At 41.2% G+C, this 20,966-nt stretch carries 32 protein-coding genes; 3 read left to right on the plus strand and 29 right to left on the minus strand.

All coding sequences use genetic code 11. The features are described from left to right. Positions 1-19 precede the first annotated feature (19 nt). Positions 20-691 (plus strand): ferric reductase-like transmembrane domain-containing protein, encoded by a 672-nt coding sequence (locus EKQ44_RS16670; RefSeq protein ID WP_237664681.1) that lies wholly within the window; start codon positions 20-22, stop codon positions 689-691. 23 nt (positions 692-714) lie between these two features. Here the strand turns inward: EKQ44_RS16670 and EKQ44_RS16675 are convergent, their stop codons facing one another. The 11 genes from EKQ44_RS16675 to EKQ44_RS16725 form a co-directional block, all read right to left on the minus strand. Then, on the minus strand, positions 715-1,314 hold the full coding sequence (locus EKQ44_RS16675) for a YdhK family protein (protein ID WP_237664682.1): 600 nt from the start codon (positions 1,312-1,314) through the stop codon (positions 715-717). Between the two features lie 73 nt (positions 1,315-1,387). Continuing rightward, entirely contained in the window at positions 1,388-2,074 is a 687-nt protein-coding gene (locus tag EKQ44_RS16680) for a GDSL-type esterase/lipase family protein (protein WP_237664683.1), read from the minus strand. A 200-nt stretch (positions 2,075-2,274) separates the two neighbouring features. Continuing rightward, positions 2,275-2,592: a hypothetical protein gene (locus tag EKQ44_RS16685; protein WP_237664684.1), complete on the minus strand. Its 318-nt coding sequence runs from the start codon at positions 2,590-2,592 to the stop codon at positions 2,275-2,277. Then, a complete protein-coding gene (locus EKQ44_RS16690) occupies positions 2,589-2,753 on the minus strand; it encodes a hypothetical protein (RefSeq protein ID WP_237664685.1) in 165 nt (54 codons plus the stop codon). Before EKQ44_RS16690 ends, EKQ44_RS16685 begins: the two co-directional genes overlap by 4 nt. A gap of 6 nt (positions 2,754-2,759) precedes the next feature. Continuing rightward, complete coding sequence (locus tag EKQ44_RS16695; RefSeq protein ID WP_237664816.1) at positions 2,760-3,152, minus strand: group-specific protein; 393 nt, start codon at positions 3,150-3,152, stop codon at positions 2,760-2,762. A 5-nt stretch (positions 3,153-3,157) separates the two neighbouring features. Then, positions 3,158-3,610 carry a hypothetical protein gene (locus tag EKQ44_RS16700; RefSeq protein WP_237664686.1) on the minus strand — a complete coding sequence of 151 codons (453 nt, stop codon included), beginning with the start codon at positions 3,608-3,610 and terminating at the stop codon, positions 3,158-3,160. Positions 3,611-3,628: 18 nt separating this feature from the next. Next, the gene (locus tag EKQ44_RS16705; protein WP_237664687.1) at positions 3,629-4,096 is read right to left on the minus strand and encodes an NUDIX hydrolase; all 468 of its coding nucleotides are present in this window, start codon (positions 4,094-4,096) and stop codon (positions 3,629-3,631) included. A gap of 312 nt (positions 4,097-4,408) precedes the next feature. Beyond that, positions 4,409-5,056, minus strand: a complete 648-nt coding sequence (locus EKQ44_RS16710) for a 2OG-Fe(II) oxygenase (protein ID WP_237664817.1) — start codon at positions 5,054-5,056, stop codon at positions 4,409-4,411. Between the two features lie 170 nt (positions 5,057-5,226). Next, on the minus strand, positions 5,227-5,778 hold the full coding sequence (locus EKQ44_RS16715; RefSeq protein WP_237664688.1) for a GNAT family N-acetyltransferase: 552 nt from the start codon (positions 5,776-5,778) through the stop codon (positions 5,227-5,229). 15 nt (positions 5,779-5,793) lie between these two features. Next, complete coding sequence (locus EKQ44_RS16720) at positions 5,794-6,327, minus strand: GNAT family N-acetyltransferase (RefSeq protein ID WP_237664689.1); 534 nt, start codon at positions 6,325-6,327, stop codon at positions 5,794-5,796. A 17-nt stretch (positions 6,328-6,344) separates the two neighbouring features. Further along, the gene (locus EKQ44_RS16725) at positions 6,345-8,072 is read right to left on the minus strand and encodes an ABC transporter substrate-binding protein (protein ID WP_237664690.1); all 1,728 of its coding nucleotides are present in this window, start codon (positions 8,070-8,072) and stop codon (positions 6,345-6,347) included. A 109-nt stretch (positions 8,073-8,181) separates the two neighbouring features. On the opposite strand from EKQ44_RS16725, the gene EKQ44_RS16730 reads away from it, so the two are divergent. Further along, the gene (locus EKQ44_RS16730) at positions 8,182-9,411 is read left to right on the plus strand and encodes an MFS transporter (protein ID WP_237664691.1); all 1,230 of its coding nucleotides are present in this window, start codon (positions 8,182-8,184) and stop codon (positions 9,409-9,411) included. Positions 9,412-9,537: 126 nt separating this feature from the next. After that, positions 9,538-10,185: a C40 family peptidase gene (locus tag EKQ44_RS16735; RefSeq protein WP_237664692.1), complete on the plus strand. Its 648-nt coding sequence runs from the start codon at positions 9,538-9,540 to the stop codon at positions 10,183-10,185. Positions 10,186-10,255: 70 nt separating this feature from the next. Here EKQ44_RS16735 and EKQ44_RS16740 read toward each other — a convergent pair whose 3' ends face one another. The 18 genes from EKQ44_RS16740 to EKQ44_RS16825 all read right to left on the minus strand — a co-directional run bounded on the left by EKQ44_RS16740 (position 10,256) and on the right by EKQ44_RS16825 (position 20,962). Continuing rightward, on the minus strand, positions 10,256-10,456 hold the full coding sequence (locus tag EKQ44_RS16740; RefSeq protein ID WP_237664693.1) for a hypothetical protein: 201 nt from the start codon (positions 10,454-10,456) through the stop codon (positions 10,256-10,258). 12 nt (positions 10,457-10,468) lie between these two features. Then, positions 10,469-11,005, minus strand: coding sequence for a hypothetical protein (locus tag EKQ44_RS16745; protein WP_237664694.1), 537 nt, complete (start codon positions 11,003-11,005; stop codon positions 10,469-10,471). Between the two features lie 33 nt (positions 11,006-11,038). Further along, positions 11,039-11,485: an ASCH domain-containing protein gene (locus tag EKQ44_RS16750; protein WP_237664818.1), complete on the minus strand. Its 447-nt coding sequence runs from the start codon at positions 11,483-11,485 to the stop codon at positions 11,039-11,041. Beyond that, complete coding sequence (locus EKQ44_RS16755; protein ID WP_237664695.1) at positions 11,454-12,233, minus strand: phosphotransferase family protein; 780 nt, start codon at positions 12,231-12,233, stop codon at positions 11,454-11,456. The genes EKQ44_RS16750 and EKQ44_RS16755 overlap by 32 nt, the downstream gene beginning before the upstream one ends. Before the next feature lie 17 nt (positions 12,234-12,250). After that, complete coding sequence (locus EKQ44_RS16760) at positions 12,251-13,036, minus strand: phosphotransferase family protein (protein ID WP_237664696.1); 786 nt, start codon at positions 13,034-13,036, stop codon at positions 12,251-12,253. Between the two features lie 14 nt (positions 13,037-13,050). Next, the gene (locus tag EKQ44_RS16765) at positions 13,051-13,476 is read right to left on the minus strand and encodes an NUDIX hydrolase (RefSeq protein ID WP_237664697.1); all 426 of its coding nucleotides are present in this window, start codon (positions 13,474-13,476) and stop codon (positions 13,051-13,053) included. Further along, positions 13,455-13,994: a GNAT family N-acetyltransferase gene (locus tag EKQ44_RS16770; protein ID WP_237664698.1), complete on the minus strand. Its 540-nt coding sequence runs from the start codon at positions 13,992-13,994 to the stop codon at positions 13,455-13,457. Before EKQ44_RS16770 ends, EKQ44_RS16765 begins: the two co-directional genes overlap by 22 nt. A 195-nt stretch (positions 13,995-14,189) precedes the next feature. Further along, positions 14,190-14,915, minus strand: coding sequence for an alpha/beta fold hydrolase (locus EKQ44_RS16775; protein ID WP_237664699.1), 726 nt, complete (start codon positions 14,913-14,915; stop codon positions 14,190-14,192). A 72-nt stretch (positions 14,916-14,987) separates the two neighbouring features. Further along, entirely contained in the window at positions 14,988-15,455 is a 468-nt protein-coding gene (locus EKQ44_RS16780) for a hypothetical protein (RefSeq protein WP_237664700.1), read from the minus strand. Continuing rightward, the gene (locus EKQ44_RS16785; protein WP_237664701.1) at positions 15,452-16,798 is read right to left on the minus strand and encodes an amidohydrolase family protein; all 1,347 of its coding nucleotides are present in this window, start codon (positions 16,796-16,798) and stop codon (positions 15,452-15,454) included. Before EKQ44_RS16785 ends, EKQ44_RS16780 begins: the two co-directional genes overlap by 4 nt. Further along, the gene (locus EKQ44_RS16790; RefSeq protein WP_237664819.1) at positions 16,786-17,340 is read right to left on the minus strand and encodes a histidine phosphatase family protein; all 555 of its coding nucleotides are present in this window, start codon (positions 17,338-17,340) and stop codon (positions 16,786-16,788) included. The genes EKQ44_RS16785 and EKQ44_RS16790 overlap by 13 nt, the downstream gene beginning before the upstream one ends. Before the next feature lie 16 nt (positions 17,341-17,356). Beyond that, positions 17,357-18,571 carry an MFS transporter gene (locus EKQ44_RS16795; protein WP_237664702.1) on the minus strand — a complete coding sequence of 405 codons (1,215 nt, stop codon included), beginning with the start codon at positions 18,569-18,571 and terminating at the stop codon, positions 17,357-17,359. A gap of 116 nt (positions 18,572-18,687) precedes the next feature. Next, positions 18,688-18,993: a hypothetical protein gene (locus EKQ44_RS16800; protein ID WP_237664703.1), complete on the minus strand. Its 306-nt coding sequence runs from the start codon at positions 18,991-18,993 to the stop codon at positions 18,688-18,690. Positions 18,994-19,009: 16 nt separating this feature from the next. Next, on the minus strand, positions 19,010-19,411 hold the full coding sequence (locus tag EKQ44_RS16805; protein WP_237664704.1) for a hypothetical protein: 402 nt from the start codon (positions 19,409-19,411) through the stop codon (positions 19,010-19,012). Positions 19,412-19,444: 33 nt separating this feature from the next. Continuing rightward, complete coding sequence (locus EKQ44_RS16810) at positions 19,445-19,753, minus strand: hypothetical protein (RefSeq protein ID WP_237664705.1); 309 nt, start codon at positions 19,751-19,753, stop codon at positions 19,445-19,447. An 11-nt stretch (positions 19,754-19,764) separates the two neighbouring features. Next, positions 19,765-20,043 carry a hypothetical protein gene (locus EKQ44_RS16815; RefSeq protein WP_237664706.1) on the minus strand — a complete coding sequence of 93 codons (279 nt, stop codon included), beginning with the start codon at positions 20,041-20,043 and terminating at the stop codon, positions 19,765-19,767. An 80-nt stretch (positions 20,044-20,123) separates the two neighbouring features. Then, entirely contained in the window at positions 20,124-20,366 is a 243-nt protein-coding gene (locus tag EKQ44_RS16820) for a hypothetical protein (RefSeq protein ID WP_237664707.1), read from the minus strand. Positions 20,367-20,683: 317 nt separating this feature from the next. After that, the gene (locus EKQ44_RS16825) at positions 20,684-20,962 is read right to left on the minus strand and encodes a hypothetical protein (RefSeq protein WP_237664708.1); all 279 of its coding nucleotides are present in this window, start codon (positions 20,960-20,962) and stop codon (positions 20,684-20,686) included. Positions 20,963-20,966 lie beyond the last annotated feature (4 nt).

Genomic DNA, 20,966 nt, shown 5'->3' on the forward strand with positions numbered 1-20,966 from the left:
CCAAGGGGGACATTAGGCGGTGAAAAAAATAACGGCTTCTTTTAGGTCAAGTAGACAACATGCAATTGTGGGAATATCTTCGCTGCTTGCCTGCTATATTTTGGTTCAAACAAGGCATGATATAGCTCCTCTTCATTCATGGAACCGAGCATTTGCAGACGTTTCCCTATTCATGCTTGCCCTCGTGCTGATATTGGGCCCACTTTCACATTTCCATAAACCTTTGCAAAAGCAAATCGTTTGGAGAAGACCAATCGGTATTTGGTCTGCCATTCATGCCGGGTTGCACACAATCATCATTCTGGATGGTTGGGTCGAATGGAAATTTGAGCGGTTGTTCTTTATTTTCACCCCGCCAGGACAACCATGGATACTGCACCCTGGTTTTGCACTTGCCAATACAATTGGCATACTTGCTCTAGGCTATTATTTGATATTGACAGCAAGTTCTAATGACTGGAGTGTCAAACTTTTGGGTGTAAAATCATGGAAGTACCTCCAACAGAAAGCTACGGTTTTATATACTCTGATTATTTTGCATACACTCTATTTTCTTTTTCTCCACGAACCAGAGAATCCAAATTGGTTCAAAGTCCCTTTTGTTATCCTATTAGTACTCATCTTTGTAATAAGAGTCTCTGCATTCCTTAAGATCGCCAAAGGAAAAAGCTTGAAAAAGGTCGATGAATAACCTTTCACAAGCTTTTTTACTTCCTATTCTTCTTTTGATAGCTCACTCTCTGTTACCCATTTGTGGTTTGTCACTTCTTCTCCACTGTCTGTCAGAGTGAAATCCACCATATAAACCGTTGTTTGTTCTGCAGAATCGATGGTTGCCGTAGCACCTTGCATACCTTCCATATGGTCTGCGTCCACTTCCACTTCATCACCTACTACATAAGGCTCTTCTTGGGCATCCTTTACTTCTTCATGAATAATCCATTTATGATCTTCCACTCGTTCCCCGCCATCTGTCGGGTCATAAGAAATAGAGTAGACGGTTGTTTCATAAGCTCCCACAATGGTAGCTTCCGCACCTTCCATACCAGGCATATGGGCTTCTGTAATGGTAGCAGTGCTTCCCACTTCAAATGTTGGGTTTTCTTTTTCCTTTAAACCTTCAGGCACCTCACCTGAACCGGACATATCCATTCCGGAGTGATCACCATGACCTCCATTGGAGGATTCTTTCTCTTCTGCATTATTGGCTTGATTATTGTTTGGCGCAGCCTTATCCCCATCACCTGTTGCACAGCCGGATAATGTGATGGCTGCTGCCATAGTTAGTATACCTAGTAGCTTTCTTCTTTTCATACAATAACCTCCTCTAAAGTTCTATACTCAAAGTGTACCCAAAAAGTTTGCAGAAAATATGAAGAAAGCACATTCACTTGTTTCTTTTAGTAAGGACCTGATCTATTATCTTCCCGAATTCATCTACAACCATCTCCGCACCCTTACTATTCAGATGAACCCCATCAATCGTCAAATGCAGGCCTCTCTCCGCAGCCAACCTGTCCACTCGCTTTGGGCTTCTGTAGAAGAATACATCTTTTACTAATCTCCCAACGCCGGTACTGAGATAATCCGTTGTACGTAATGCTTCTAACTGCTCTGTAAATATTTGATGCAAATCAATAAACATGACATCCTTATGCCCTTTTGAAATTTCTTCGATAATCATGGAAAGATTGAGCAATCCTCTGTTGGAAGAGTTTATGTTTTCCCCGATCAACGCAGGGGACACGACCACAACCTTTTTGGAAGAATGCAAGACTAATTCTAGTACATGTTCATAGTATTCCCGGAACTCTTCCGAATTCCTGGTAATCGGCTGAGCCTGTACCTTCAGCAGCCTCGAATAAATATCATTGACTCCAATCCATAGGAAGGCCAGGTCATGGTCTTGTTCTAATTTATTTTTTGTAAGCCTTGTATGTAAGCTCTTTACGGTTTCTCCGGCTTTTCCAAGATTAATAAACTTACTATCTGGGTATTTCTTTTTTAGTATATTGAAGAAGGAAACGCCTGGTTTGCCTTCTGTTAAGCTGTCTCCGATGCATGCGATTTTCATAGTGAAGTCCCCCCATTGTCACAGTTGGTCTAAAATAGCGAATTTTAATACAGTCAGCAACACAAAGGCTGCCGCTATATTGCGCCAATTCACTACTATTCTATCACTTTTCGGTTGCACAATCCCTAACGCCACAATGTTCCAGAACCACTTGCTGTCATCCGTATGGTAGGATATACTTTCATGTTTCTAAATCAGAGTCATTGGCTTAGTTTTTCAGTTAATATTTTTTGCCTGCCCACTCCTCGGTCATATTGAAAGGCTCCGATTATTAAGATAGTGAAGAGAAACAAAGGGGTCAGGTAACCCATGATGGTATCTAGGAATGCTGTAACTTCGAAGTCGGTTTTTTGCTTATTCATAAGGAAACCTGTCATGAGTACAGATAACATTATTAAAGGTAATAGCACTCTGTTTATTTTCGGAGCCATTTTATAGAAAATCGAACCAGATGCCACTAGTAGAAATAGAATGGACATGGATAAAGAAGAAAGCCAAGTGATCGAGATGATATTCATCTCAGTGGAATCCCCTTCCATAAAGCGATTCCCCAACTAACCAGATAAAGCCCCACAGTAAACGCATTAAGGTAGGCAATCTTCTTTTTCCCTATTCGGAAGTATAAAATCGGGCTTGCCATTACACAGATTAGGACAAGATTAATGATAAAATCCTGCATCTAGGTTCACTCCTCTTCTAGACTCACTCTCTTCACGAGTTCTTCAATCGTCCCGCTAATCTTCTCAACGTTGTCTAGATGATAAAAAGTGCTAGTCGACTCAATGTTATCTATGTCATGATTCTCGGAAAACAGATAAATCTTTTTACCTTGACCAAGGGCAATACCAAACTCGATATGGCTTCCCTTGCCTGCGGGCAACATAACGATCAGAAAGTCCGCCTCTACTACAGCAGAAAGTTCCTTCTCCCCAATTACCTTTAGGTCTTCTAATGTGGCGGCGCGCTCGTTTTGAGTCCAATCATAAGTATGGATGAAACCTTTCTCTTTCAGTTGTCCACTCACTTGTCGCACCTTGTCTATATTCATGAAGCTTGAAGCTATGTAGAATTTACTCATCATGGTTAATCCCCCAAGTACATACTATCCAATAATTTATAAACACCTTGTGCTGCCTCCTCGGAAAGAGAATATATGACATGAGTATCCTTCCTGTTCATAATTGTTCCTGAGGATTCGTGGATCCAGAGGTAGTATGAATCTCCACCCAACAACACTTTATAGTGGGGATCTGACATATCAACTGCACCAGGTTCTTTTTTAGCATGATAGAAAGCATCTTGAATAGTTTTTATATCCTCTTGGCTTGTTAGCGTCTTTTCAGAATCCACTTTCACTTCTGAGAAGCTCTCCATTTCATTAATCACAAATTGGTCCATGACTGCTTCTGCGTCATCTACTACAGCTTCTTTTATATCCTCTTTCACATTAGCCGTATTCCGGTCCTCTATTGAACACGCAGCCAGCAGTATAATGAAAACCACACAAATTCCTAATAATGACGCTTTCCTTTTCATCTCTAACCCCCCACTTCCTCATTTAACAATTGGTAGACTCTCTTTCGACAGAAGATCATCAATGAATACCTTGTGCTCGGTAAGAATATTTTCTGGTAAGCGATGCATAGGAAAAAACTCATTGCGTAGCGACTCATCATTACTTTTGATTAGGTCGCCATTATATTGCTTGCAAGTAAAAAGTACTTGCACCAATGAGACCTGATCTCCGTTTGGGAATGTCTTATCATACTCTGGCCCTGAATAGATCCCAAAAAGCTCAAGTTGTTCTAAAAGAAGTCCCGTTTCTTCGTAGACTTCTCTGCGTGCGGCATCACTTATGTTCTCCCCGAGTTCCATGAAGCCGCCTGGCAGTCCCCACTGTGCATTATCTGTCCGTTGCTGAAGGAGCAAGCTTCCATCTGAATCAATAACAAAGGCTCCAGCAACCACCATAATTACTTTTTCATTGCCTACCATTGCTCTTAGATGTGTTATGTAATCCATTGGATATCAGTCCTTTTCTATTTACGTATATGACGTACTAGTTAGGGGATAAGTTTCACTTTTGGGTTTGTCGAAACCTTAGAGAATTTGGCGAACGGCTCGTATTTTTTATTAACGGAAAATAAATCAGCGTGTTCGGCTCGTATTTTTCCTTAACGGAAAATAAAATTGGCTTAACGGAAAGTAAAAGTGACCTAACGGAAAATAAATCCCCTACCAAGCCCATTTCGAGGTCCAAAACTCCCTTGGCAGTACCACATTCCGCCATAAATGCAAATAACGCTAACCTCCCAAGAGATTAGCGTCCCAAATCTAGTATTTCTTCCTTCTCATCCACTGCGTCGCGGCCCATTTATCCCCAACAACAACCGGTGATCCACCATGTAAGGTCAATTCATTCAATTCCTGGTCATCATAGAAGTATTCAAAATATACAGCCATTCCTTTTTGAGGCGAAACAGATAGTTTCAGCTTAGGAAAATACGTTTCCCCGCCTTCTTCCACATCATTCAGGTACATGACGAGTGTGCTTATGCGCGGATTGCTTACCGGCTTGTTGGAAGATTTGAAGAAATCAAAGTGTGCCTTGTATTCTTGGCCTACCTGATAGTTGAGGATTTGCAAGCCTTCCCCATGCTCCACCGGCACATTCATAATCTGCGAAACTCTCTTTTCTATCCTAGCCACAAGCTCATTCTCGCCTTCTTGGAAGAAAGTACTGCTGCTTGTCCTGATCGCATCGACTTCCAGCCCATTGGCAACTTTCGAACGCTTCATTTTATCCTTGGATAATTGAATCAGTGCCTCACACTCTTCATCGCTAAGCACATTGGCAAGCACGACGACAAGCGGCTCTTCCATACGTGTAATGATAGCAATCTCTCTATCTTCTGTTCTTATCTTATTGCCAACATGAGGGAAAATAGTCTGTTCCTTTACCGTTACACCTTTTGTATCCATCGTCAACTAACATCAACCTCTTTTATAGTGTTATTAATATTCTGAAAATTTAATGTAGAAATGATAAATTGATAGTCAACCGTATTCTATTGTTTGTCTTTTTCCCCCAGTTGCCATTAAATTAAATCGAATTGATTTGAGATTATTTTACACGGTAGAGGGATTTATTTCTATCTTTTTTTATTTCCATCCTCTAACATATATTCGCTTTTTAACATTCCCATATGCACTATATCATGCCACCTGCCATTTCTATACAATGCGTCACGAGAGACTCCCTCTTTTATAAATCCAAGCTTTGTATAAAGGTGGATCGCCTTTTCATTATGAGAAAAAACCCTTAGGCTCACCCGGTGAAGGTTCAGTTCCTTAAATGCATATTCTAGTAAGATTGTTAGTGCTTCCGATCCGTAACCCTTTCCCCAGGATTCCTTCTGCCCTATATCAATAATGCACTCTGCATTTCTATTCTTCCTATCAATATTGATCAGGGACGTAACCCCAATAGAAGTGTTGCTTTCCAGTTCCACGATAATATAACTTTTGGACGAAGTGGAAGAAAGGATGACATTCTCCACAAAACTCCTAGTTTCTTCAAGGGTGTAAACGTCCAAGGATGGACTTGTCATCATCATAACATCCATGTCATTTCTCCACGTATGATAAAGCTCGATGTCCTTAGTTTCCATCTTTCTCAAACGCAATCTATCTGACTTCCACATTAGTAAAACCTCCATTTACTTCATAATCAACTCATAATATGGCTCTTCTTGACTCGTATCGTCAAACCATTTAAGACCTTTACATTCAAATCCGATTTTCTCTAGTATTTTCAGTGACCCTTTGTTAGCTGGTGCAGCGGAAGCAAACACACACTTAACTGCATTAGTTGCTTTTGCGATTTCTACACATGCCCTAGCGGCTTCGGAAGCAAATCCCTTTCCCCAAAAGCTTCTAGCAAAATGGTAAATGAGTTCGACCTTTTCAAGTGTTTCTTCCACATTGAAGCCTGCAGTCCCAATGACGTTCCCCGAGGCCTTCTCCACAACCGCATATACCGATAACCCTTTTTCCTCCTGACACCTTGTGTAGTATTCTATTATTTTCGGAAACTTTTCATGAGGGGTTGCCCCTGTACAAAGTCCCATAACATCTTCATCTCCCCAGATTCTTTCAAGTGCTCTTGTATCAATTGCTTCTAATACCCTTAAGGTTAAACGTTCTGTTTGGAAGACATTCATAAACTCACCTTCTTTCACTATTGAAACCATACAAGAAGCCCCTCCTTTCAACTCCGAACCCATAATTTAGTATAGTCCAAGTGTCCAAAAGAATGGGATTCTACATCCTCTATGATGGGGTCAAGTACACGTGTCACCACTGGGTGGTAGAGGAAAATAAGTGCTATTTCTTTTTGCAAATAATGCTCCATTTCTTCCATCAAGCAGGCTCGCTGTTCTTTCTTCTCTGCCATTTCGAATGCATTCAATCCCGAGTCAATATATTGTTCAACTTCTTTATTAAACAATCGATTGAACAGGAGCGCTTTGTTACGGAAGGCGTAGGAAAAAGCTAAATGTTTATCAAAGGAAAGGGATAGTCCCATGATTAAAAGATCGAGATCATGCTCCATCTCCGTTTCTGTAAATTCCTTAAAGGAGACCGGACATAGCTTAAACGAGATGCCGTAATTCTTCGCCTCTATCTCTAGCCACTTAGCTTCTACTACGGCATGGTGGTTTTCAAAATGATATAGATGGAGCGTCTCTCCCTTGTAGCCCGATTCAGCTAGTAGACTGGAGATCCTGCTTGGATCCTTATCGTGCGGCCCGGCTTTCTCTATTTCAAAGCTTCTAGCCTCCAGTACTTCCCATCCTAGCTCTTTTGCCATCTTCTTCACATCAAATAGATGATAGATTGCTTCCCGAAAGGAATGATGCTGGATGATACTTTGTCTCTTTAAATTAAAGGATAGTAACCTAAGACCGGCATCTTTGATCTTATGCTTACTAGGGATGGCCTCTCCCACTTCTGCTTCACTGGATAGATAAACGGTTTTCGCAGCATCCTTCGTTACTCTGTAGAAGTGAATTTCATCTATCAGTGGCCGTGCTTTAAAATAGGAATCATTTGCCTCTAGTACGAGCTTGTTTTTTGTTCTCTCTTTTAGACGGAATGGACCTGTGCCAGTCCATTTGTATTCATCAAATTCTATATCTGCCGGCAGTATGCAAAAGTGGATGGCGGAGAGATAGCGCAAAAAGAAGGGACTGGGGTGCTCTAGGTGGATTTCTACCTTATGAGGATTGGGACAGACTATCTTCGTGATGTTTCTAGCAAGCCATGAGTAAGAGTGAGGGCTATTTTTCATTCGGTTGATCGTATAGGCCACATCCCTGCTCGTTACATAGCCCCCCTGATGGAAAAACACACTTTTTCGCAAATAAAAAGTCCATATCCTTTTCTCCTCGTCCACATGGTAATGATGGGCGATATGAGGATCGAAACAGTCTTTTTCACTGTTATAACGGACAAGTGTATCTCCTAAATATTCAATGAGATGAGTTTCCAATGAGACAGATACCCGTAAAGGATCGAGCGTGGTGATGTCCCTCGCGCTAAACGTATGTAAGATATCCTTAGATTCCGATTCATCCCGCTTTAATCCAAGCAAATTGCGAATTTCCGATGAGGAATTAATCACCCACTGCGAAGGGATTGGAAGGCGTAGGATCTCAGCGATTTTATCCAGTTCGCCGGCTTTCGCACATTCCTCCATGTACCGTTTTACCTCAAACTGAAACGTAGAGGAATACTGTAATTGAGAAATATTTCCCCTTCCGCGTCCTGGTTTATAAAGGAGGAGCCCCTCGTCCTCCAGTTTCTTAAGAATGCGCTTTGCATTCTTGCGTGAACAGAACCAAACCTTTTCTAAGTCTTCAAGTTTCATCTCATAAGGAGAATTTTTCTCATGGTGCTTCCATTCGGCCCGAAGTTGAAAATAACGATCTATCATTTTATTACACCTCTTCTATAAAAGGGGACATTATTCATCTAATTTTACCCTTTTTCCCTCTTTTAAGAAAGTTGATAATTAAGATAAATCCGAATAAGAGGTGAAATCCGTGTTCAAGCAATCCATTTGGCGAGAGCAAAACGCCATTCTTTATTTTTCAGGAACTGCCCTATCAAAGCTTGGAGATAAGTTCTATATTATTGCCATCCCTTGGCTCATTTACGAACTGACACAGTCGGCAGCAAGCATGGGAGTTATGTTCTTTGTACAAACACTCCCCTTTATTTTCGTTTCTCCGATCGCGGGAGTGCTTGCAGATCGATTCCCTAGGAGAAAGCTTCTGTTTTTCAGCGCGCTTCTTCAGGGTTCACTTGCAGGGATCATTCCATTGATCCACATGCTGGGAGTGTTGCATATATGGCATATTTACATCATCGGCTTTCTTATTGCATGCACTGGTGCAATATTCTCTGTCGTGAATTCAACGGTGGTCCCGCAGCTTTTCAAGAAAGAAAAACTGATGAAGGTCAATGCCACCCATCAATTCATCGATACCTCTTCTGTTCTTTTTGGTAGTATGCTTGCTGGAATACTTATCTCTCAAATTGGCGTCTACCATGTTTTGCTATTGGATGCCATTTCATTTTTACCGATTGCCGTGTCGATTCTTTTTCTGAAGTTCCTTGTTCAAGAAGTACCTTCCAAAAGGAATACTAATTCTTGGGACCAACTGAAGGCTGGTGCCAGTTTCCTTAAGAATCACACCATCCTAGGACCCTTTACATTACTTGTACTAATGGTAAATGTGGCGAATGGAGCGTTGATTAGCATGCTTATCTACTTTTCTCGGGAAAAATTATTCCTATCCTCTGAGGAGATTGGCTGGGTATACGCTGGTGCCGCCATTGCACAGGTGGCAGCCATCGCATTTGTAAACTATCGAGGTGATAAAGGTAATCCCATTCGAATCATGTTGCTCAACATAATGATTAGTGCAGTTGGCATCATGACCGTCGCATTCAGTTGGAACTGGCAAACATTATTGCTTGCCATCGCCATCCAGAGTGCACCTGTCATCATGTTCAATGTGCTTTTCAAAACCATGCGCCAAAAACTAGTGCCTGTTTCTATTTTCGGCAGAGTGAATGGGCTGATTTCCATGCTTGGCCTCGGCACTTTACCACTAGCGGGATTTCTAACAGGTATGTTGGCGGAGATTTTGGATATCCGTGTAATCTTTTTGGTATTGGGTTTGTGTTCATTATTAGTTACTTGGAGCTTTAGCTGGTTGTCTAAGTTGAATACGAACGTCGAAGAGGCGGGGAGGGATTCAGCATAGAATAGTAGTAAATATTACATTCCAGCATTTTAATTGTTATCCCTCTGTCATTCCATTAAAACCTCGCTGTCATCTCCGCCTGTTAGTATGGGACAGGTCAGATTACATAGATAAGGGGATGATGGTTTGAAACGATTAACAGCAGGGTTAGCATTAGCAGGTGTATTGGCGTTCAATCCGGTGGTAGGTCATGCGGAGCTGGGAGATCAGACTCTTGAACCTGGAATGTATCATGAAGAAGTAAAAGAGCTACAACAAATATTGGACGAAAAAGGATATTTCGGCTATTCAGAAACTACTACATATTACGGAGAATATACGACAGATGCCGTGAAAAAGTTTCAAGCTGATCACGCAATTGAAGTTACAGGCATAGCTGGAGAGAAAACATTTGAAGCGTTAGGTATTGAAAATAACGACTCAAACATTGTCGAAGTAGCGAAGAAATATGAGGGTACACCTTACCAATGGGGTGGGGAGACACCAGAAGAGGGCTTTGACTGCAGCGGTTACTTAAACTATATTTTTGATGAAGCAGAAAACAAAGACCTTCCACGAACGGTAAAAGATATATATGCAGAAGGAACAAAAGTAGACTCACCAGCTGTTGGGGATATTGTGTTCTTTGATGTGGAAGGAAACGGACCGAGCCATGCAGGTCTTTACATTGGTGGAGGGGAATTCATCCATGCCTCATCAACGGATGGCGTCAAGATAAGTGAGGTTAAAAGCTCCTACTGGAAGGACAAGTATATTGGTGCCAAACGTTACTGATTCATCTGAATGATGTAAACACACGAGGTTGCTATCTCGTGTGTTTTTTTGCTATTCAGCGTATTTTTCTTCACTTGACCAAATAAACCACCAATTCTTCATACCATATCCCGTCTTGTTCATAATGGTTTAGAAAAAAAGCATCAAACGTATAGGCGTCATCCTCGAAATGAATGCTGTTTGATTTTTCAATGGCCATCATTAGCCCGCTCAAATCAGATGTGTGAGTTTCATAGATTAACTCACCGTCGTAAAAATATTTGACATCCATGTGATCACCTCATTAATTATTATCAAATGATTTTAACAGTTCACCGTTTTCATCATAAAATTTATAATTATCAAACCTGATATTATTAGAAGTGGTTGTGGGAATTTCTAACCAGGAAAATTCAGCTACAAAAGGTGTAAATTCCTGTACTACTTCCTCTCCATTAATAGTGACTTCCATCTTAGAAACATTGTTATCTACATTGGTAACTATAGCAAACATCTGAAGGTCAGGTATAAGAGCAAAAATACTTAGATTTTCACTTTCTCTTACTTCCACATGGTTCCATGCATATTCACCACTTTCGTTCTTGGTGAACAGAGCATAACCGGGCATATTATTATACAAAAAAGCTGCAATACGATTTCCCTCAAAATCTTTTATGCCAACAATTTCAATTGCCCATTCATCATAGCCAACCGATCGGATAAGCTTAATAATAGAAGCTTCATCATTTCCATAAATCGGTTTAGGATTGTTGAAATAAACAAATGTTAACGTAGCTATAATAACTAAAATCCCCAACACGGATAACATTCGGGTTTTCAATCTCCATCCCCCACTTAGTTTTCTATATTTTAACTACTTCTTAGCATCCACCAACTCAAACCGCTCACAAACTAAAAGCATATCTTCGGAATATTCCTTCCCAATCTTTCGCAACTCTTTTGTAAAGAACTCCACATGAACATCCCACCAATATTGATATGTACGGTCTCCTTCTCCCTCTGAAATTGCGAACTCTTCTGATACTTCGTTCATCGGCATGATTTGGACATCGACCGTTTTGATGATGGCGACAGGTTCGTCTTTACTGTTTAAAACGACGCTATAATCCTCTGTCGTTGGAAGTGGCTCATTCTCTACTTCATAAAAGACATAACCAGAACAAGTCGCTTTCTTCACACCATCAATCACTAGCTGTGCCAAATAGTCCGGACTTCCCCCGAACTGCCATGCAGTCACCCTTTCCGGCTTCTCTTGACCTTTCCAAAAATTATTCCAGTACTCTAAAGATGCTTGATTCATCATTATTCTCCTCCATTACTATGTAATTCATCAACCTTTTCGTATCCTCTGTTGCGACATTTTCAGAAAGCCTCGCAGCCGCAATGATTGGTGCCCATTCCAGAATTTCTGTTCTAGTCCAACCACTTTTCTCGCAATATAGCTCCAAATACAATTCCGCTATATCCACTGAAACTTGGGAATATAGTATGTAGGTACGACATACATCTGCCCGGGGATCACCTGCGCTGGCATCCACCCAATCAATGATGAACACCTCTTCCTCCGACTTTATCAAGTTGTAAAGGTGAAAATCTCCATGACAAAGTCTGTTTTCCACATTCAACGATGCCAATTTCTTTAATAACGAACCCTTAATCTTCTTATCCAAACCTTTTACAGATTCTATTTGCCGTTGGAGTTTTACATTCATAGGTTCCAATGCCTCCACACGCACATGATGAATCTCCATCTGTATATCAACGGACATCGTCAGAAAAGACTCCACTTGCTCCATGTTTTTCATCCAAAGTTCACCTAGTGTAACACCCTCCACATATTCCATGATGATTGCCTGTTTTCCATTTACATTTCTGACATCGATTACGTTGGGAACACGAAGGCCACTTCCATATGCAACCCTTTGTTTACGAGCCTCATATTCCGGTTCGGTATCTGGCAGGTGATCCTTAAAGATCTTAATAATTTTATTTCCACAAAGATAGATATTGGCAGTGTTTCCAGATGCAATAGGCTCTCCTAAGTTCATTGCACACTCCCTCCCTTTTAAAAGTACTCATAAAGGTTAATGAAATAGTCATAATCCCCTTTAGCCAAAATGCTGCTTCCATACCCTTCAAAAAAACATATCTTATCCGCTTCCCATTCAAATATCTCTGGTTTTGGCCTAATAGCCAAAGAAACATCATACCTTGGGTCGCCAAAAGCTCCACCGCTCCAGTCAATGATCCCTGTGACTATTCCGTTATGTACCAATACATTATCAACCGTCAAGTCTCCATGGATAAGGGTTTGTTTCCTTTTACCAGGTCGGTTTACCTTGATTTGTTCGAGCAAGTCTTCCGAACCATCCACCTCGTAGTTTTGAAGATTGTAAGCTGCTTGATACAGCATATCATCCAACCAACTCTTCTCAGTCTTTAAGGATTCTGGACACGGGGTCGCATGGATATCAGACACCACTTTGCCGAAGTTTATTAATAACTCTTCCCTTTTCCCTTTATTATGGGTCTTGGTTAACGCAGCCCTGACCGTTTCCCCCTCCAGATACTCAAGCAATGCCCAAGATTGTCCATTCACCTCCACAAATTTCTCGACTTTGGGAACAGGCAATGTGGTTTCCTGATTCAAGCTCTTTAATACCAATATCTCCTTCTTTAGCCACGCATTGAATTGTGGTGTCTTGGTCCGTTTTAAAGCATATCGACCGTTGTCACTTTGGATGATTCCAACATCAGAAGTACACCCTTGGCGGGGGAAGGTGATGGAATGGATGTTTCTCAGATGATCGGTTATTACAGTCGGTATTTCTTCAAGCTGAATTGGTTGCATCGTGATCACTCCATTTAATTAAATTCTATATAAAACGGAACCATCTCTTCCTTTAAACAATATTCAATCCGCTCCCTAAAATTCATATAAGTGACCATTTCCAACGCCTGCTCTACAGGGTAAAAACCAACTTCCAAACTCTCCGGTGAAGTAGTTGGAGTCCCACCAACCGCTCTTGCCAAGAATAGCGTGTTACATATGGAGCCACTGACATTTTGAAAAACTCCACAGAATTTCACGATTTCCACGTCGATCCCCGACTCCTCCTTCGTCTCCCTAATGGCAGCAGCCTTCAACGACTCCCCCTCTTCCACTTGACCTCCTGGCATTTCCCATCCACGACGTGGACCTTTAATTAAAAGGACTTCATTCTTATCATTCAAAACAACTGTTGCTGCTGAAATAATGTGTTTCGGCGTCACTCTTTCTGTTTGTACCATTGATTTATTCCCCCCCTGTTATACCTGTATTGAATCAACTGACTTTCTATTCCCATGTATACTTCAGAACCAAATCTACTAATCTCGGTGAATCCTAGATTCTCCAACATATTTCTAGATCGCGTGTTGGCTTCATGCGTTTCCGCTTCAAATATATGCGTGGGGAACTTTTCGACTGCAAATTCCATTAATAGTTTCAGTGTTTCCGTACCGATTCCATGTCCCCATAACCCGCTTTCCCCTATTGCGATGCCAAGTTCAGCGGTATTCCCATTGATGTTTGCCAAATCTGCATAGCCGATTAATCTTGATTCATATTGGATTCCTAATCTTACAAAGTCTGGGGGCATATTATGTACACAATTAATCCACCAAGAATACAGCTCATCCTCGCTCCTATCGGTTTCCCAGCCATTCGCAAGGCAAAAAGCTTTATCATTGTTCCAATTTTTCACTACATGAAAGTCGTGGACCTGAAGTGCTCTTAATTCAATAAGGGGATCCCCAAGCTGCTTCACTGGTTTCTCACATCCTCTTGCTGGATTTCATGATATATCTCTGAAATTCATGATATAATCTCAGATTTCATGATATATTTCAGAATTTCATGATATATTTCCAAATTTCATGATATATCATTCTGTCATCCAAACTTCTTCTGTCCCATCATCAGGATTAGGGAAATTGCCCTCAAATTGTCCAACTGTAACTCGCTAATTTACACCAATGACACAATATTTCTCTAAAAACCCATTCAAAACCTGGTTATAGACCTCTGGTTGCTCGGAATGAACAAGATGTCCGGCAAATGGAATGACGGATAGGTGGATTTGGTTATTTAGCCGTGGGATAATGACAGCCCCCTTCGCTTCATTTCCATTTTCTTCTCCTACCATGAACAATGTTGGCATTTTCAACCCATCCAATTTGCCAGTTTCTTCAAAGGGATAGGAATCTTCTTTCGCAGCCAAATAGATGAACTCTTCCCAACCATCACCATGAAGCTGATCAAAGTAGACTCTGATTTGTTCATTTTCTAAAAGCGCATTTTGCTGACCAACCATATTTTGATGTATTTTCGACCAATTAGCAGGTTTCTCCGGCATTATCCCAGAGAGGGTTAACGTTTTCACTTTTTCAGGAAACCTTTTCGCCAAAAACAACGCAACCAATGCACCGATGGAACAGCCAACTATATGAGCAGATCCCACCTCTAAATGGTCGAGCGTTTCTTTTAAGTCATTTGCACTCTCCTCATAATAGTCAGAGAGGTCTCGGGATGTGGATTTCCCATGCCCCCTCAAGTCCGGCAAAACCACCTTATAGCGAGACTTAAAATACTCCCGCTGTTCTTCAAAGTCGGTCATCCCTGTTTGCAAACCCGTATGTAAAAAGACGATTGGTTCTCCATCTCCGAAAATCTCTGTATATAATAACATTTATCCCCGCCCCTTCCATCATTTTGAAATCATGGTTATTCTCTTGTACGAATTAGTACCAACTTTTCACTGTTATTGTTTGCCTTTAGAACCCTCCCATAATGATAGAATGTGCTTCTCCACTCTTTCTTTTTCTTTAACCGTCAACTCTTTTATACGAATATCCATTAACTCTTCATCTGGAATAAGAATCGCCGTAGGCTTGTTCAGTTCGTCTATATGTTCCCTATCATCTTCCACTCGGGTGACCATCGATTTATTAAATAGGGAGAACAAGACTTCTGTTTTAAGGTAGTTTCCATCCAGATCATAGTGGTCCTCGATAGCTTTTATAACCGTATCGATATGGTTATCGCTAGATTCTATGACTGTTAGGGCATTGACTTTTTTATACCCAACCACTTCAAATATTCCTTCTGCATTTTCTTCTAAAATTTCTGTTGAATAGACCTCGATATTGGTAGCTGTTTCAACACTGCTACAGGAAACACAAAAAATGAGTAGAAAGATCATGAAAACAATCTGTCCCCATGATTTCATCTCTTACCCACCATCACTTCCTCAAATGAATTCACAAACTCCTCCATTAACCTCAAACTTTCTTCCTCACTTGGCACGCTTGAAAGTATCTCTGCTTGAGTCATTACCTTTCCACCTTTGATCACCAGTTCGATTGCCCTCGTATTCTTTATATCTTCCAAAGGGTTGTTTGATAATAAAATCATATCTGCTTTGGCACCTGCCTTTATCTCACCAAGGTCCTCGCGCTTTATAGCCCTGGCCGCAACGCAGGTGGCAGCCCTGATAGCATTCAATTCACTGAAGCCAGCTTCTACGAACAATTCCAATTCCCGATGAAGAGCCATGCCTGGAAACGTCCAAACTCCTGCAGGCGTGTCCGTCCCAGCAACAACTGTTCCACCAAGGTCAAAGTATGCTTTAGCAATTGCCTTGTTCAGCACACTTTGCATTCCCATCTGTTTCAATGCCTCTTCATATTGGGAAAGCCTTTCCCACTGTTCAATCAATGACTTATTTTCATATACCTTCTTGACTATTTCATTGTCCGGATTCCAATGGTCCTTTAGTTTATTCATTTGATCAAATAAAACCATTGTTGGGCAAATCGCCACTCCATATGACAATAGCTCTCTACACACTTCCGTTATTTTTTCGAGGTCAGGCTTATTCCAATCCACCTCATCCCAGATTGATTTCTCGGCCTTCATACTCCAATTGGGGTATATCGCCTGGATGATCCCGGAGGCATGTTCATTCCACTTCACGCCGAATTTGGCAGCATCCAACGCATTAACTTCCGTAGAATGGATGAGGTCGCAACTGACTTCTTTATGGTAGAGGGAAGCTTCTTGGGCCACTTTTTCCATTAGTTCACCGGAAAGCCACCCATACACTTTAATGAAGTCCGCTCCTGCCTCCACCTGTCTCTTCACTTCTCCAATGACTACTTGCGAATTTTCTGCAATGATATTCCAAGGACTTGTTTCCCCCCAAAGTCCAGGCGGACCATCTATGACTCTATCAGCTGAAAACACCCTTGGTGTCATAGAATCATCAGGAGCCGTCATAAGCCCCTTCAATTCCAATACATTTCCCCCTGTATTCCTTACAGTAGTAATTCCAGCAGCTACAAATATCGGAGCAAACGATTCCTTGATATGCACATGCATGTCTATTAGGCCGGGAATCACCCACTTTTCATTTGCATCTATCACTTTGGAAACTTCATTAAGGGTATTTCCTGCAACAATATCCGCTATCATTCCATCCTTCATCAGAATGGATGCTTGATAAAAAACACCGGTATCAACATCTAGGACATTTGCGTCTTTTAGAAGAATCATCTCTTTCACCTCTCCCACAATCGACTCACTCCCACCAACACATTCCCATCAAACGACAACTTGTAAATATCCGGCATGTCCAAACCATTCCAAAACGAGAAATCATACTGTTTGTCAAAATGATTCATTATTAGCACCATGATGTTTCCATGCGTACCGATAGCTACGTTCTTTCCTGCATACTTGTCCAACAGGTGATGGATGACGCCCACACCTCTAGCCTGTGCTTCCATATTGGATTCGCCGCCTTCCCAGGCAAAGTTTGGCTCCTCCCAGACTTTTGTGATGGCTGCTGTGAAATCTTCGGCAGGCTCTCCTGTCAACGTCCGTTCTTTCAAATCTTCCATAATCTCAATCTCCAGATTGAAATGCTGTGCCACACCTTCCACTGTCTGAACAGCCCTTTTATAAGGACTCGAAACCACCACATCAATATTGTCAGGTTGGATCAAAGCTAATATTCTCTCAGCATCTATGTACCCTTTTTTTGATAAAGGCCGCTCCCATTCATCAGGTGTGTAAATCGAATGAGCATGCCTAACGAAATACAGATTTGTCAACATATTACCTCCTTCGTCAAACGGAAATTTCTTCTTTAAAATAGCTTGCTTTCGAAGGTCTTATAATGGTTATGAATAAAACAAGTGCAAACAAGGTAGAACTACCGGAAAATACTAAGCAAACAAATTGCAAGGAGAACACTTCAGCGGTAAATCCAAGTAATAGGGTAAGTGCAATTTGCACCATACCTTGGAACATTTCCGCGATACTAGCAAATCTTCCCATGATGTCAACAGGGACAGAGTTTTGGAAGAATGTCGCGTAGCCTGCATTGGCAAATGCCATGAAAAAGCCGAGGAATACAAATGCGGCCGTTGCAGTAAAAAAGTCGTAAGAGGCATAAAATGCTACATATCCGACAGAGGTCAAAAGCATACCGACTCCTAAATAAACTTTTAAGGATACTTTTTTTGCCACCAAAGCCGAAACAAACGCACCGCCCAAGGCTCCGAGTCCCGTTAAACTTACAATTAGCCCATAATCTCGATCGGACAACTCCAGAACTTGTTTGATGAAGGTCACCTCTTGTGAATCAAGTGCAAATCCAAGTAGCATAGCGGCTTGGAACAGGAGATAGACGGTGATGAAAAACCTTGCTTTCTTGGAGAAATCTTTGACTACCTTCCAATCCCTCAATAGAGTTTGCAGGCGGATCGGTTCCCGTTTGTTTTCCGCCTTCTCATCCACATCCGGCAACAAAAAAATGAAGAAAGCACACATCAAAAACGTTACTGCATTGATCAAGATACAGATGTCTGTACTCACATACATGATGAGGAACCCCGCAATGGCCGGTCCCAAAAGGAATGCACCTGAGCTTGTCATGCTTAATAGCGAGTTAAATCTTTTACGTTCGCTGACCGGAATAAGTTTCGTTATGTATACAGAAGAACTCGGCCCGAAAAATGCCCCGACCATATTGATAACTAATAAAATTAAATAGATAGTCCAAAGAGAATCAATGAAAGGTAGGAGAAATACGAATCCCCCTCGTACTACATCCACCCAGATCATCAACTTCCTTTTATTCACCCTATCAATGACACTTCCTGCCCACGTATTGGTTAATAAAATGGCAATAGGCCTGATTATGTATAAACCCGCAACCGCCGCTGCTGAACCTGTCATAGTTAAAATGGATATATTCAATGCAATTAAGTAAATCCAGCTCCCCAAATAAGAGATTCCAATTCCGGCAATCAGTAGAAACGGATATTTCCAAGAACTCATGCTATCACCCTTATCCAAAAATCAATCAAAAGAAAAGCATCGGTGTTCTCCCGATGCCTGTTTTACATATATTACTATATCATATTATTCTGAAAAATTTGCCGGTACTTTTTCAATTAACCTCCCACACTAGCGAAATTGAAAAATACGATTAAATAAATGGTGATTAAACTGAGGAACAGCACAGCAAGCCCCATAAATCCGGCCATCGCATATTTCCTTGTGCCCCGGTCGAGGAACATCCCTACCCCAAATGCGATGATGGCGGTAAACATCGGGTACCGCCACGGAATTCCCAGACTATGATAAGCACCTTCCATTTGGGAGGAAAATTCACCAATGAATTCAAAAATAAAAAGAGCTAATAAGATAAAACCAATTCCCACTGAAAATTTACTAAGGATGGTCAGCGTATTTTTCATTTGGTCCCCCTTTTCGTTAATCGTCCAACGGCAACTTTAACCTTGCTCCGTATAAACCATCTTGTTGATAATCCCAATAACGGCCGATAATACCGAGATTCATGGCTCTATTGTAGTATCCCAATTCATAAATTATTTTTCCTTCATTTAGAAAAAGGACTTTAAAATCCGGACTTTCAAAATTCATCGTAGCAGTGGAAAGTGACTCTGCATTTTCCAATTCGTTTATCAGTTCTTGAATGAAGGCTTGATCCGTTATCTCCAAAATGAGATTTTCCGTCTCCCATTCCAGCACTTCCAATCTCGTTATCTCGTGTTCTAGGTGAAAGTTATCTATTCTTTCAATTGGTTGATCGACGGACTCTTTGCATCCCGTTAAGATAGTACCGACAAACAATAAAGTCATGAATAATTTCATTAAATGAACTTCTCTATCAACCTTTTTCACCCACTACACTTCCCCAATAAACTCCACATAGTGAAAAATACCAAACTTTCGGACAAGGTAATTTCTCAACTCTCCCTGTGTCGCTTTTTCAATAGGCGGTTTGGTCAAGGTATATGCCTTCCCATTCAATTCTTCAAATTTCTCTTTGTCCACCCGGTTATGATATTCATCATCTACAATATCCGTTGTCAGCGCTATTATTGGATAGCCGCTGAAAAAGACGTATGTTCTTAGGGCAGTGTGGGGAGTGGAATGTAGTAATAAAACGATGCCAATTAGTGAGATTAGTATAATAAGATTCTTTTTCATCATTGCCTCCCGTTTTATATAGCCCTTTTAGATTCTGAATGAAAAAGTATATTGCCAAATGGAATTATCGCCAGTAGCAGAGTGCATAGTGCTGTAATAAAGAAGCCGATTGCATAGGATGGGATGTTCCCTTCTGGAACCTTGTCATTAATCTCCATTCCTAGAAAATACACACCCATACCATTCCCATCCACATTGGCACCAAGAGACCAGAGCTGGATACCCTCCATGATCAACAAAACGGTAAAGACTGTCAGTGTTATGGAAACAAACCATCGCAACGTTGAATTCATTTTTGCAATACCTCCTCTATTTACTATAAAATTATTCTGTAGCTACTAGGTCACAACGTCTCTCATCATGTTGTGCCTACTTAGTGAGAGTGTGAACTGCGCTCATTGCCTCTTTTGAAATTTCCCGTTACTTTTGCCATGATCAATTGCTTGGCTTTATCATCTTCGGCAGCTTCCATCCGCTTTAGGAATTTATTAGCTTCTTTTCCTTTAAGAACTTTTACTTGTCGATTTTCATAATCCAGGAAAATGGTGTTGTCCTTGGAGAGCCGGAAGCTGAAAGGTGATTCATCCAGGCGGTTTCTCTTATCGATATTTTCCATTATGCACCCTTTCCCTCTCGGACAACTCACCTAAATGTCCGAAGTTTTCGCGTTTTTGTCCGAAGTTTTTTGATAGTTGACCAAAGATTTCACAAAGGTGTCCGAAGATTTCGAAAAATTGATCGAACAAAATTATCAGGTGTCCAAACCTCTTCATTTCTTGTCCGAAGCATCCTTGCAAATGTCCAAAGTCCCTCGATGAGCATCTATTAAATGTCTGAAGTGAATCCAAATTTGTCCGAATGATTTTTATTAGGTGTATTTAGGTTAAAATTCATGGAATTTCGAGGTGAAGATTGCACAACCCATTAATAGCTTTAAAGGTTCTCCCCCGTCACTTTCTTATACACCCCAGCGCCTACCATCCCCACTCCTATTAAGAATAATGTCGGAACCATCAACCACATGACTGCCACTGCAGCAAAACCATCCCCTACACTTAACCCCACAAGTATGGCAACAATCCAGCTGAGGAATGGAGCAATGGAAAGCATCGTGATAAGTCCCCAGATGATGAGCACCTTATTCTGATACTTGCGGCTTAGAAAGACTCCCAAACCAATGGACAACACCAACACAATAATCGCTAAAGGCATGCTG

Origin of the sequence: Sutcliffiella horikoshii, assembly GCF_021991925.1 — a bacterium.
GTDB lineage: Bacteria > Bacillota > Bacilli > Bacillales > Bacillaceae_I > Sutcliffiella_A > Sutcliffiella_A horikoshii_F.

Excerpts from the sequence above, each read along its gene's own strand:
- EKQ44_RS16675 (WP_237664682.1), bottom strand. The coding sequence starts at position 1,314 with ATGAAAAGAAGAAAGCTACTAGGTATACTAACTATGGCAGCAGCCATC.
- EKQ44_RS16680 (WP_237664683.1), bottom strand. The coding sequence starts at position 2,074 with ATGAAAATCGCATGCATCGGAGACAGCTTAACAGAAGGCAAACCAGGC.
- EKQ44_RS16685 (WP_237664684.1), bottom strand. The coding sequence starts at position 2,592 with ATGAATATCATCTCGATCACTTGGCTTTCTTCTTTATCCATGTCCATT.
- EKQ44_RS16690 (WP_237664685.1), bottom strand. The coding sequence starts at position 2,753 with ATGCAGGATTTTATCATTAATCTTGTCCTAATCTGTGTAATGGCAAGC.
- EKQ44_RS16695 (WP_237664816.1), bottom strand. The coding sequence starts at position 3,152 with ATGAGTAAATTCTACATAGCTTCAAGCTTCATGAATATAGACAAGGTG.
- EKQ44_RS16700 (WP_237664686.1), bottom strand. The coding sequence starts at position 3,610 with ATGAAAAGGAAAGCGTCATTATTAGGAATTTGTGTGGTTTTCATTATA.
- EKQ44_RS16705 (WP_237664687.1), bottom strand. The coding sequence starts at position 4,096 with ATGGATTACATAACACATCTAAGAGCAATGGTAGGCAATGAAAAAGTA.
- EKQ44_RS16710 (WP_237664817.1), bottom strand. The coding sequence starts at position 5,056 with ATGGATACAAAAGGTGTAACGGTAAAGGAACAGACTATTTTCCCTCAT.
- EKQ44_RS16715 (WP_237664688.1), bottom strand. The coding sequence starts at position 5,778 with ATGTGGAAGTCAGATAGATTGCGTTTGAGAAAGATGGAAACTAAGGAC.
- EKQ44_RS16720 (WP_237664689.1), bottom strand. The coding sequence starts at position 6,327 with ATGGTTTCAATAGTGAAAGAAGGTGAGTTTATGAATGTCTTCCAAACA.
- EKQ44_RS16725 (WP_237664690.1), bottom strand. The coding sequence starts at position 8,072 with ATGATAGATCGTTATTTTCAACTTCGGGCCGAATGGAAGCACCATGAG.
- EKQ44_RS16740 (WP_237664693.1), bottom strand. The coding sequence starts at position 10,456 with ATGGATGTCAAATATTTTTACGACGGTGAGTTAATCTATGAAACTCAC.
- EKQ44_RS16750 (WP_237664818.1), bottom strand. The coding sequence starts at position 11,485 with ATGAATCAAGCATCTTTAGAGTACTGGAATAATTTTTGGAAAGGTCAA.
- EKQ44_RS16755 (WP_237664695.1), bottom strand. The coding sequence starts at position 12,233 with ATGAACTTAGGAGAGCCTATTGCATCTGGAAACACTGCCAATATCTAT.
- EKQ44_RS16760 (WP_237664696.1), bottom strand. The coding sequence starts at position 13,036 with ATGCAACCAATTCAGCTTGAAGAAATACCGACTGTAATAACCGATCAT.
- EKQ44_RS16765 (WP_237664697.1), bottom strand. The coding sequence starts at position 13,476 with ATGGTACAAACAGAAAGAGTGACGCCGAAACACATTATTTCAGCAGCA.
- EKQ44_RS16775 (WP_237664699.1), bottom strand. The coding sequence starts at position 14,915 with ATGTTATTATATACAGAGATTTTCGGAGATGGAGAACCAATCGTCTTT.
- EKQ44_RS16780 (WP_237664700.1), bottom strand. The coding sequence starts at position 15,455 with ATGAAATCATGGGGACAGATTGTTTTCATGATCTTTCTACTCATTTTT.
- EKQ44_RS16795 (WP_237664702.1), bottom strand. The coding sequence starts at position 18,571 with ATGAGTTCTTGGAAATATCCGTTTCTACTGATTGCCGGAATTGGAATC.
- EKQ44_RS16800 (WP_237664703.1), bottom strand. The coding sequence starts at position 18,993 with ATGAAAAATACGCTGACCATCCTTAGTAAATTTTCAGTGGGAATTGGT.
- EKQ44_RS16805 (WP_237664704.1), bottom strand. The coding sequence starts at position 19,411 with ATGAAATTATTCATGACTTTATTGTTTGTCGGTACTATCTTAACGGGA.
- EKQ44_RS16810 (WP_237664705.1), bottom strand. The coding sequence starts at position 19,753 with ATGATGAAAAAGAATCTTATTATACTAATCTCACTAATTGGCATCGTT.
- EKQ44_RS16815 (WP_237664706.1), bottom strand. The coding sequence starts at position 20,043 with ATGAATTCAACGTTGCGATGGTTTGTTTCCATAACACTGACAGTCTTT.
- EKQ44_RS16820 (WP_237664707.1), bottom strand. The coding sequence starts at position 20,366 with ATGGAAAATATCGATAAGAGAAACCGCCTGGATGAATCACCTTTCAGC.
- EKQ44_RS16825 (WP_237664708.1), bottom strand. The coding sequence starts at position 20,962 with ATGCCTTTAGCGATTATTGTGTTGGTGTTGTCCATTGGTTTGGGAGTC.